The sequence below is a fragment of the Senegalia massiliensis genome (genome assembly GCF_009911265.1).
Lineage (GTDB): Bacteria > Bacillota > Clostridia > Tissierellales > SIT17 > Anaeromonas > Anaeromonas massiliensis_A.
Genome location: NZ_QXXA01000029.1, coordinates 1 through 10,473, shown reverse-complemented (window position 1 = coordinate 10,473; position 10,473 = coordinate 1). Strand labels below are relative to the sequence as shown.

The 10,473-nt window shown below is 24.7% G+C and carries 12 protein-coding genes; 10 read left to right on the top strand and 2 right to left on the bottom strand.

From position 1 onward, the window contains the following. The first annotated feature begins 174 nt into the window (after window positions 1-174). The 4 genes from D3Z33_RS16065 to D3Z33_RS16050 all read left to right on the top strand — a co-directional run bounded on the left by D3Z33_RS16065 (window position 175) and on the right by D3Z33_RS16050 (window position 4,183). Window positions 175-390, top strand: a complete 216-nt coding sequence (locus D3Z33_RS16065) for a PLDc N-terminal domain-containing protein (RefSeq protein ID WP_160198785.1) — start codon at window positions 175-177, stop codon at window positions 388-390. Further along, complete coding sequence (locus D3Z33_RS16060) at window positions 380-1,300, top strand: ABC transporter ATP-binding protein (protein ID WP_201750565.1); 921 nt, start codon at window positions 380-382, stop codon at window positions 1,298-1,300. Before D3Z33_RS16065 ends, D3Z33_RS16060 begins: the two co-directional genes overlap by 11 nt. After that, window positions 1,293-2,060: an ABC transporter permease gene (locus D3Z33_RS16055; RefSeq protein ID WP_160198784.1), complete on the top strand. Its 768-nt coding sequence runs from the start codon at window positions 1,293-1,295 to the stop codon at window positions 2,058-2,060. Before D3Z33_RS16060 ends, D3Z33_RS16055 begins: the two co-directional genes overlap by 8 nt. 215 nt (window positions 2,061-2,275) lie before the next feature. Then, window positions 2,276-4,183, top strand: a complete 1,908-nt coding sequence (locus D3Z33_RS16050) for an endonuclease MutS2 (RefSeq protein ID WP_160198783.1) — start codon at window positions 2,276-2,278, stop codon at window positions 4,181-4,183. Window positions 4,184-4,215: 32 nt separating this feature from the next. Here D3Z33_RS16050 and D3Z33_RS16045 read toward each other — a convergent pair whose 3' ends face one another. Next, the gene (locus D3Z33_RS16045; RefSeq protein ID WP_160198782.1) at window positions 4,216-4,968 is read right to left on the bottom strand and encodes an alpha/beta fold hydrolase; all 753 of its coding nucleotides are present in this window, start codon (window positions 4,966-4,968) and stop codon (window positions 4,216-4,218) included. Between the two features lie 330 nt (window positions 4,969-5,298). On the opposite strand from D3Z33_RS16045, the gene safA reads away from it, so the two are divergent. The 5 genes from safA to D3Z33_RS16025 all read left to right on the top strand — a co-directional run bounded on the left by safA (window position 5,299) and on the right by D3Z33_RS16025 (window position 8,596). Further along, complete coding sequence (gene safA / locus D3Z33_RS16040; protein ID WP_160198781.1) at window positions 5,299-5,916, top strand: SafA/ExsA family spore coat assembly protein; 618 nt, start codon at window positions 5,299-5,301, stop codon at window positions 5,914-5,916. 84 nt (window positions 5,917-6,000) lie between these two features. After that, a complete protein-coding gene (locus tag D3Z33_RS17035; protein ID WP_279279105.1) occupies window positions 6,001-6,126 on the top strand; it encodes a hypothetical protein in 126 nt (41 codons plus the stop codon). A 130-nt stretch (window positions 6,127-6,256) separates the two neighbouring features. Next, window positions 6,257-6,517 (top strand): autorepressor SdpR family transcription factor, encoded by a 261-nt coding sequence (locus D3Z33_RS16035; protein ID WP_160198780.1) that lies wholly within the window; start codon window positions 6,257-6,259, stop codon window positions 6,515-6,517. Window positions 6,518-6,519: 2 nt separating this feature from the next. Then, window positions 6,520-7,155 carry an SdpI family protein gene (locus D3Z33_RS16030; RefSeq protein ID WP_160198779.1) on the top strand — a complete coding sequence of 212 codons (636 nt, stop codon included), beginning with the start codon at window positions 6,520-6,522 and terminating at the stop codon, window positions 7,153-7,155. A gap of 124 nt (window positions 7,156-7,279) precedes the next feature. Further along, on the top strand, window positions 7,280-8,596 hold the full coding sequence (locus tag D3Z33_RS16025) for a YjiH family protein (protein ID WP_160198778.1): 1,317 nt from the start codon (window positions 7,280-7,282) through the stop codon (window positions 8,594-8,596). A 41-nt stretch (window positions 8,597-8,637) separates the two neighbouring features. Here D3Z33_RS16025 and D3Z33_RS16020 read toward each other — a convergent pair whose 3' ends face one another. Further along, the gene (locus D3Z33_RS16020) at window positions 8,638-9,585 is read right to left on the bottom strand and encodes a calcium/sodium antiporter (RefSeq protein WP_160198777.1); all 948 of its coding nucleotides are present in this window, start codon (window positions 9,583-9,585) and stop codon (window positions 8,638-8,640) included. Between the two features lie 94 nt (window positions 9,586-9,679). Here D3Z33_RS16020 and D3Z33_RS16015 point away from each other — a divergent pair, with 94 nt between their 5' ends. Beyond that, window positions 9,680-10,273 (top strand): uracil-DNA glycosylase, encoded by a 594-nt coding sequence (locus D3Z33_RS16015; protein ID WP_160198776.1) that lies wholly within the window; start codon window positions 9,680-9,682, stop codon window positions 10,271-10,273. The last annotated feature ends 200 nt before the right edge of the window (window positions 10,274-10,473 follow it).

Sequence of the window (10,473 nt, the reverse complement as noted above, 5' to 3'; positions counted from 1 at the left end):
CAGCGCTGATGGTACTTAGGTGGTAACGCCTTGGGAGAGTAGGACGTTGCTGGTTTTTTTATGCTTATTTTTAATATTTATTGACAAAGTATAATATATTATATTATACTTTTATTACATATTTAGATATTTATCTAATAATCTAATAGATATTTATTGAAAGGGTGATTCAAGATGTTAGAAGGATTTAGCACAATGGAAATTATAAAAATGTTGTTACCTGTTATAATATTAGAATTTGGTCTTAAAATTTTTTGCATTATATCTATATATAAAAATGGTGTGAAAAATGTAAACAAGATAGTTTGGATTTTAGTGGTATTATTTATTTCTACTATAGGACCTATTGTATTCTTAATATTTGGAAGAAGGAATAATTATGATAATTGATGTTAGAAGCTTAATTAAAAATTACGGTGAAAATAAAGTATTAAAAGGTGTAGATTTTAAAGTTAAAAAAGGAGAAGTTTATGGTTTTTTAGGTCATAATGGCTCTGGAAAAACTACTACTATGAATATATTAGCAGGCATAATAGGTTATAATGATGGAGATATAAAGATAAATGATTTAGATATGATTAAAAATAAAGAAAAGTTAAAAGGGACTATAGGTTATTTACCTGAGGAACCTAAGTTTTATCCTTACATGACAGCTAAAGAATACCTTAATTTTATAGGGAAGATCTTAGGTTATGACAAAAATCAAATAAATACTAAAAATAAGGAATTAATATCTTTAGTAAAACTTGATAAAAGTATAAATAAAAAAATCGGAGGATATTCTAGAGGGATGAAACAACGATTAGGAATTGCTGTTTCTATGTATAATAATCCTAAAGTTCTATTATTAGATGAACCATCATCTGCTTTAGATCCAATGGGTAGAAAAGATGTAATAGACATAATAGAAAACCTTAAAAAGTTAGATATTACAGTATTTTTATCGACTCATATATTAAGTGACATAGAAAGAGTCTGTGATACAGTAGGAATTTTACATGGGGGTAAAATAATATTAGAAGAAAGGTTACAAAAATTAAAAAAGAGATATTTACAACCAATATATGATATAGAATTTAAAAATGAAGTAGAAGCAGATAAAATAAAAAAGTTAGATAAAAGTTGGATTAAAGAAGTTAAATTTAAAAATAATACTATGAATCTATTTGTAGATAGAGAAATTGATAGCAGATATATACTACAAACATTGTTAGAAATAGATGAGTCTATATTATCTGTTAATTTGAGAAGGAGAAATTTGGAAGATATATTTATTCAGGTGGTGAGTGAAAATGAATAGTTTTATATCTTATTTTAAAAAAGAAATAATGGAAGGAATAAGAAACTATAAATTTTTAATATTAGCTTTAGGGTTTATAATATTTGCTTTATTAGACCCATTAATGTTGAAATTATTACCAAATATATTAGAAAGTCAAGCTCCAGGTTTAGATTTATCACAGCTTACAAATTATAATCAAGTAGGCGCAATACAAAGTTATATGTCGAATTTATTTCAAATTGGAAATTTAGTTTTAGTATTGACATTAATGGGTTTACTATCTGAAGAAATTAAAAATAAGACCCTTATAATACCTTATTCAAATAAAGCGAATATTACAGGAATAGTTTTAGCAAAATATGTTGTTTATAGTATAGCTATAATTATAATAACTTTTATAGCATTTAGTATTAATTATTACTATTCAAAATTACTATTTCCTGATGAAACAATAAGTATCTTAAGAGTATCTAAAAGTATTATTATACTTTCAATGTATTTTTTATTTAATTTAAGCTTAATATTATTCACTAGTAGTTTATTTAAGAAAGGTATACTAGCTGGGATATTTAGTTTAAGTATTATATATCTAATTCCAACAATAGGTATTATAGAAAAGGCAGTAAAATTTACTCCATATTATTTAGTTAAACAATCAAGTATATTAGTTGGAGATTATAGCGACTCTTTAATTAATTCCATATTATTTACAATTATATATATGATTATATTAATATCATTGACAATTTATCGAATGCATAAAGTTGAATTAAAATAAAGTTAATTTGTCTTGATAATTAGCTATAAATCATGAGATAATATTATATACAAATATGTTGATAAGGAGAATGTTTTATGTTTAAAAATAATGATTTGTTAAGTGTGGTAGTTAGGCAACTTAATAAATAAGTTCGTTTAACTAAAATTAACGTATCCTTATTTATTAAGTTGTCCTATTTTAAAGATAACTTATAAATATAGGAGGAAATAAAATTGAATAATAATACATTTGAAGTATTAGAATATAATCGATTAAAAGAAAAGATAAAAGACTATTGTATAAGTGGCTTAGGAAAGGAATTAATTGATAATTTAAAGCCTTATACTAATATTAACTCAATTAAAAAGAGGCAAAAAGAAACTACTGAGGCAAAGAGTATATTAAATTATTCTAATCATATACCCTTTGATGGTATATATGATATTAAATATTTGATTGATAAGGTAGAAAAAGTTGGCCAACTAGATCCTAATGAAATTATTAAGACATCTGATTTTTTTCGAGGATGTAGAAGAATTAAAAAATTCATGCTGGATTATAATTTTTATGCACCTACATTAAGTGAATATGCTTTATCCTTAACTGAATTTAGAGATATTGAAGAAGAAATAAATAAATCAATCAAAAATAATAGAGTTGATTCTTCTGCTAGTAAAGAATTAAAGAAAATAAGAAGAAAAATTGAAAATATTGATGATAAAATACAAGAAAAACTAAACAAGTTTTTGACATCTCAAAAATATAAAAAGTATATTCAAGAATTTTATATAAGTAATAGGAATGATAAATATGTAATTCCTATTAAATCTTCTTATAAAAATAATATAGAAGGTGAAGTTGTAGATATATCCACTAAAGGAACAACAGTATTTATAGAACCTAGTTCAGTTTCTAAATTAAATAATGAATTAAATAGTTTAAGATATGAAGAAAAGTTAGAAGAATATCAAATATTAGCATTTTTAACTGGATTAATATATGAGAAAATTAAACCTATAAATATTAATATAGAATTAATATCCCAATATGATATGATATTTGCTAAAGCAAAATATAGTAGAAGTACAAGAGGAATAGAACCAAAAATTAATTCTTATGGATATATAAATATAATAAATGGAGAACATCCATTACTAGAAAGTCCTGTACCATTAAATTTTAATATAGGAAAAGACTATAGATCTTTAGTTATAACAGGACCTAATGCAGGTGGAAAAACAGTATCTTTAAAAACAATAGGTCTTTTGACATTGGCAGTACAATCAGGATTTCATATAAAAGCTAAAGAGGGCACTGAAATATCAATTTTTGAAAACATTTTAGTAGATATAGGTGATAATCAAAGTATCAAAAATGCATTAAGTACTTTTTCATCTCATATGAAAAATATATCAAGCATAATGAATAAGGCAAATAATTCATCTTTAATTTTATTTGACGAAATTGGCACAGGAACAGAACCAAATGAAGGAGCAGGACTCGCTATAGCTATATTAGAAGAATTATATAAGATGGGTTCTATAACTATAGCTACTACTCATTATGGTGAGATTAAAAATTATGCTGAAGAGCATATTGATTTTCAGAATGCTTATATGAAATTTAATCCTGAGTCACTTGAGCCATTATATGAAATGGTAATAGGAGAAGGTGGAGAAAGTAATGCATTATGGATATCAAGAAAAATGGGTATTAAAAAATCTGTACTAGATAAAGCCAAATTATATATAGAAAATAAAAAATATAATTATGATATTATAAAAAAAAGTAAAATTAGAAGAAAAAATATAATAGAACAAACAGATTTAAATAAAGATAAGTATCTAAAATTGAATGTAGGAGACAAGATTCAAATTATTGAAACAGGTGAATATGCTATTGTATATAATGAGAGAGACAAATATAATAACATAGAAATAATGAAAGATAATGATTTTTTATCAATAAATATTAAAAGAGTAAAACTTGTAACTAGAAGAGAATTATTGTATCCAGATAATTATGATTTAAGCTCATTATTTACTTCATATGAAGATAGAAAATTGAAAAGAGATATTAAAAGAGGTTCAAAAAAAGCATTGAAAGAAATACAGAAAGAAATAAAAAATAAAAAGAACTAAATTCAACAATTGTTGAATTTAGTTCTTTTTATTTAAATATTATGGAACCAATTACTTAATATATTTCCTATATAATAGGCATCCTTTCTTTCACTTACTAAATGATTAACATTTTTTAGAGTTATAAAATTTTTATGAGAATTAATGTTTTCAAATAACTTTAACCCATGTTTGTAATTTACAACTCTATCAACATCTGAATGAAATATAATAATTGATTTATTAAAGTCTTGAACCATAGTTTCTATAGGTTCATTTTTTATTTCCCTAAAAAACTTATTACTTATATTAAAATCTCTACCTGATATACTGATTCTAGCATATCCTTTTCTATCAAATTCATCACTATATTTTGAAAATATTTCTATAAGATTATTAAAATTAAAAGGACTACCAATAGTGGCTATTCCTTCAATAGAGTTTAATTTTTTTGAAGCTTTGATAGATATTAATCCACCTAAAGAATGACCAATAAGAAATTTAGGAGCCTTATAATTTTCTTTTATATATTCATAGACAGAGATCAAATCTTCAATATTTGTAGTAAATGAACTATCAGAAAAATCACCTTCACTATTTCCAAGTCCCATCATATCGTATCTTATAGTAGCATATCCATTTTCTAACAATATTTTAGAGATATTATTATAAATTTTATAATTTTTTGAACAGGTAAAGCAATGATTAAAAATCACATAATCTTTTACATTTGATTTTGGGATGTCTAAAACTACTGCAAGTAATTTATTGTATTTATTTTTTATTTTTAAATTTTTATGAAACACTTAAATTCCTCCTTTATATATTATTTCCCATTTAATAATAATAAAAACTTATAAAATGCACTAATAGCTTATTATGTCCAAAAGCATTAATTTAAAAGTTATATATAACTATTATGCTAAAATTTAACAATATTTATAGTAAATTTTGATATGGTCTCCATAAATTACAACGCTTAAAAGCTGGAATATTACTTCATTATACCCTATAATAGTAATTGTAACAATCCTGACCCCTAATAATTACCTTATAATAATTATCTTAAGGCAAATGATTATATAATATTTATTTTTACATGAGAAAATTCTAATAAAAATTTTAAGGGGGAGAATATGAAAAAGAAAATTTCAAGTATATTTATAATAATATTAATATTAATGACAGTACCGGTATTTGCAGCACAAAATACTTATACAGTAAAATACGGGGACACTATGTGGAAAATAGCATCAAGATATGAAATCGGTTTAAGTGAGATAATTAATTCAAATACACAAATTAAAAATCCTAGTCTTATATATCCAGGACAAAAAATAACTATACCAACAATTAAGGAAACTAAATCTATAGAAGATCAAGTTATAAAATTAGTTAATATAGAACGTAGTAAGAATGGTTTGCCATCTTTAAAAAAGAACTGGGAACTTTCAAGAGTAGCAAGATATAAGTCTACAGATATGAGAGATAAAAATTATTTTTCACATACATCACCTACTTATGGCTCACCATTTAAGATGATGGAAGACTTTGGTATAAGATATACTGCTGCAGGTGAAAATATAGCACATGGTCAAAGAACTGCAGAAAGTGTTATGGATGGTTGGATGAACTCTCCAGGGCATAGAAAAAATATTTTAAGTAGTTCATTTGATGAGATTGGAGTAGGTATAGCGAAAGATAATAATGGAGGATATTATTGGACTCAAATGTTTATACGTGCTACAAAATAATAAAAAAGTTATCACATTTTTTTCTTTGATGTGTATTATATATTAGATTAACAAATAACATATTAAAGGAAGGAATGATATTAAATGTCTGAAACTAGAGGTAAATTATTAGGGTGTTTTGGAGAAGAAGGAGTAAGTAGCGAATTGTTATTTTTCTTTTTACTATTAGTAGTATTATTCTGCTATCCAAGTTTTGGTTGTAGATATTAATTAAAATATAGAAGCTATATAAGTATATAGCTTCTATATTTTATTATATTGACAAATAAATAGTATAGATATAAAATATAGTTAGATAGTTATCTAACTGTCTAACTATCTAATAGAATGAGGTGATAAATTGAACAAAGTATTTAAAGCGTTATCAGATCCTACTAGACGTAAGATACTAGAATACTTGAAAGATAGTGATATGTCCGCAGGACAAATATCGGAAAAATTTGATATAAGTAAACCTTCTATAAGTCATCATTTAAATATTTTGAAAAATGCAGAATTAGTTTTATGGGAAAAGGAAGGTCAAAATATAATATATTCATTAAATACTACTGTTGTTCAAGAAGTAATGAAATGGTTTTTAGATTTTAGAGGGGAGAGTTAGAGATGAAAAAAGATTGGATTTTAATTGTTATAGTATTAATATCATTTATTACTACAATTTTTGTGTATAATGATCTTCCACAAGAAATTCCAAGACAATGGGGTATAGATGGCGAAGTGAATTCATATTGGGGAAAAGAGGCTGTTTTTTTTACTGCTTTATTACCATTAATTCTTTATTTATTAATGAAATTTTTGCCTAAAATCGATCCTAAAAAAGAATCCTATGAAAAGCATAAAAAAGCTTATAATATAACTATATTTACAGTAATTATATTCTTAATAGTGATTCATTGGATTTCAATATATGTATCACTAGGTCATGATATAAATATACAGCTCTTAGTAAATCTTGGGGTGGGAATATTATTCATAATTATAGGTAATTATATGGGGCAAATAAGACACAATTATTTCTTTGGTATAAGAAATCCTTGGACTCTTGCAAGTGAAGAAGTATGGAAGAAAACTCATAGAGCATCTAGATATGTATTTGTAGTATTAGGAATACTATTTATTGTCTCAGGATTTATTACAGGAGAAATTGCAATCTGGTTAACAATTGGAGGAGCTTTAGTCTTAGTATTTTTTACAACAGTATATTCATATTTAGTTTTTAAAAATATAAATAACAAATAAAAAATGACAATAGTACTATTGTCATTTTTATTTGTGTTTTTATCAAAATAGAGTATAATATATATAATGAAAATATTTCTTTTTCTTAATTATTCAGAATAATAAATTAATAAGGGGTGATTTTATGGTAGAAATTAAAAAAGACAAAGGAAAAAATGAAAATTTCAAAATTTTCAAATTTATATTATATTCTTTAATTGGTATTTTTATGTTTTTTATACCTGTTACTATAATGGGGAAAAGCTCTATACCTTTAGATCATATAGTAAATTATATTAAAGCTATACCGAGTTTTGGACCAGTATATGCTGGGTTAATAGTAACAATAGGCGGTGTACTTCCTTTTATAAATAAAACATGGAATAAAGATAAAGCTACATCAATTTTTTCTATATTAAAATTAGTTGGTATTATATTCATATTTATGGCGATTTTTGAATTAGGTCCCAATGCATTGTTAAAACCAGATTTAATTCCTTTTATATATAGTAAAATAGTAATACCAGTAACTACAATAGTACCAATAGGTTCCATATTTTTAGCCTTTTTAGTTAATTATGGATTAATGGAATTTATAGGTGTATTTATGCAAATTATCATGAGACCTATTTGGAAAACGCCAGGAAGGTCATCTATAGATGCAGTAGCATCATTTGTGGGTAGTTATTCACTGGGACTATTAATAACTAATAGAGTTTATACTGAAGGGAAATATACTGGAAAAGAAGCTTCAATTATTGCAACAGGATTTTCTACAGTATCAGCTACATTCATGGTAATAGTAGCTAATACATTAGGGATAATGGATAAATGGCTATTATACTTTTGGTTAACACTTATAATTACTTTTGTAGTTACAGCTATAACAACTAGAATTTATCCATTAAATAAAAAGCCGGATTCATATTATAATGGTCAAAAAGGAGATAATGAAAAAATAGTTAAAAGTAATAGATTTAAAACAGCTTATAAAGAGGGTATGAAAGCTTTCGATAAATCACCTACATTATTTGAATCAATCTGGATTAATTTGAAAGCTGGTATAAAATTGGCTTTATCAATAGGACCTTTATTGATGGCTATAGGTGTAATAGGATTAATTTTAGCAGAATATACTCCATTGTTTGATATATTAGGATATATATTTTATCCTTTTACATTATTAGTGAAATTACCAAACCCATTATTAGCAGCAAAGGCAAGTGCGTTAAGTATAGCTGAGATGTTTTTACCAGCATTATTAGTTACTGAAGCTGATTTGATCACAAAGTTTTTTATAGGTATAGTAAGTGTATCAGAAATATTATTCTTTTCAGCATCAATACCTTGTATAATGGCTACAGAAATACCATTAACCTTAAAAGACTTTTTAATAATATGGGTTGAAAGAGTCATAATAACAATCTTAATATCTGTTCCAATATTACATTTAATATTTTAATTATAAGACTAACTTTTTTAAAGTTAGTCTATATATTTATTTTAAAAGTATATATAATATAAAATAAATAAATATAGTATGTAAATGAGAAAGAGTGAAAACCCTACTAATCTATTGACTTTACCTCTAAATATACATGTAAGTGTTAGTATTAATATTAATATAAATGCTATAACAAAATCCAAGTAGATATTCTGTATAGATATGTCAAGATCATTTAAAAAACCAGAAGTACCTAGAACTAAAGATATATTTAAGATATTTGCACCTATTATATTACCTATAGATAATGATGAATGACCTTTTTTTAATGCAGTTAATGCAGTAGTTAATTCAGGTAATGAAGTTCCTAATGCTATTAATGTTAAACTTATAACTGCTTCAGGAATGCCTATAAATGTCGCTATGACAATACCATTATTTATAAGTAGGTTAGAACCTATAAAAATACCTACAATACCTATAATAAATAATAGAATGATTTTGATATAATTTTTTTTAGAATAAATAGTTTCATATTCCTTCATAGCTTTATTTTTTTTGTACATAATAACTAGTAAGTCAAATAATATGTATATAATTAAAAGTATTAGTAGTATCCAAGCATCACTATAGTTAATAGTTCTATCAAAAGATAATTTTAAAAATATAATGAAAAATACTATTAACATTAATGATTTTAATTTTGTGAGATTACCTTTAACTTTAGTAGGACTTATAATAGAAGTAATTCCTAGGATTAAACCTGTATTACAAATTATAGATCCTATTGAATTGCCTACACTCATTTGGGTATGATTTTTAAAAGAAGCAGTTATGGACACAATAGCTTCTGGAGTAGTTGTAGCAACACTTACAATTGTAGCTCCTATTAATATCTTTGGTAATTTAGAAATTTTAGCTATTTCAACAGAGGATTCAATGAAATAATCACCACCTTTTACAATTAAAATCAAACCTAAGATAAATAGAATTATAGATATAATCATTTTTATACCCCCATTTAAATAATTAGATAATAGTAATATTTATGATGGATTAGCTCTATTTATTCAAATTATAGAATTATAAAAGGAGAAATTTATGGATAAACAAACAAATATGAATCGATTTAATAAAACTATAGAAAAGAAGTTTAATGAAAAAAGGTTAGTATTAGGAAATGGAAGTGTAGATAGCAAAATAATACTTATAGGTGAAGCCCCTGGCAAAAATGAAGTTGAACAGAGAAAGCCTTTTGTAGGTGCTGCAGGTAAATATTTAAATGAGTTTTTGGAGATATTGAAATTAGACAGAAAAGATATTTATATAACAAATGTAGTAAAGTATAGACCAACAAAAAAGAGTAAAAAAACAGGAAGGGATATAAATAGAACACCTATTAAAGAAGAAATAAATAATTTCACTGATTACCTATTCGAAGAAATATCAATAATAGAACCTGATCTAATTGTAACTTTGGGAAATGTACCTTTTAAGACAATATTAGAAAATAATAGTGTTACAATAGGTAATTATCATGGTAAGAAAACAAATAAGACTATAATGGGAAAAGAATATATTGTCTATCCTTTGTATCATCCAGCAGCAGTAATTTATAATAGGTCTATAAAAGATGATTATATAAATGACTTAAAAAATCTCAAAAATATCCTTGACAAGCATATATATATTTGATATAGTACTAAGAGTCGTCAGGAAAGCTTGTCTTTCTAAATAAAAAAAGAATTTAAAAGAAAATAAAAAAAGTTCTTGACAAGCTACTTAAAACCTGATATAATATTAAGAGTCGCTAGCAAGCAGCGACAATGAATTGGTCTTTGAAAATTGAACAGTGTAGATAACAACAACTTATAAGTTGTAAAATTATAAAGCTA

What these genes read in the sequence shown, in the direction of transcription:
- D3Z33_RS16060 (WP_201750565.1), top strand. Translation starts at nt 380, where the DNA reads ATGATAATTGATGTTAGAAGCTTAATTAAAAATTACGGTGAAAATAAA.
- D3Z33_RS16065 (WP_160198785.1), top strand. Translation starts at nt 175, where the DNA reads ATGTTAGAAGGATTTAGCACAATGGAAATTATAAAAATGTTGTTACCT.
- safA (WP_160198781.1), top strand. Translation starts at nt 5,299, where the DNA reads ATGAAAAAGAAAATTTCAAGTATATTTATAATAATATTAATATTAATG.
- D3Z33_RS17035 (WP_279279105.1), top strand. Translation starts at nt 6,001, where the DNA reads ATGTCTGAAACTAGAGGTAAATTATTAGGGTGTTTTGGAGAAGAAGGA.
- D3Z33_RS16055 (WP_160198784.1), top strand. Translation starts at nt 1,293, where the DNA reads ATGAATAGTTTTATATCTTATTTTAAAAAAGAAATAATGGAAGGAATA.
- D3Z33_RS16020 (WP_160198777.1), bottom strand. Translation starts at nt 9,585, where the DNA reads ATGATTATATCTATAATTCTATTTATCTTAGGTTTGATTTTAATTGTA.
- D3Z33_RS16030 (WP_160198779.1), top strand. Translation starts at nt 6,520, where the DNA reads ATGAAAAAAGATTGGATTTTAATTGTTATAGTATTAATATCATTTATT.
- D3Z33_RS16025 (WP_160198778.1), top strand. Translation starts at nt 7,280, where the DNA reads ATGGTAGAAATTAAAAAAGACAAAGGAAAAAATGAAAATTTCAAAATT.
- D3Z33_RS16015 (WP_160198776.1), top strand. Translation starts at nt 9,680, where the DNA reads ATGGATAAACAAACAAATATGAATCGATTTAATAAAACTATAGAAAAG.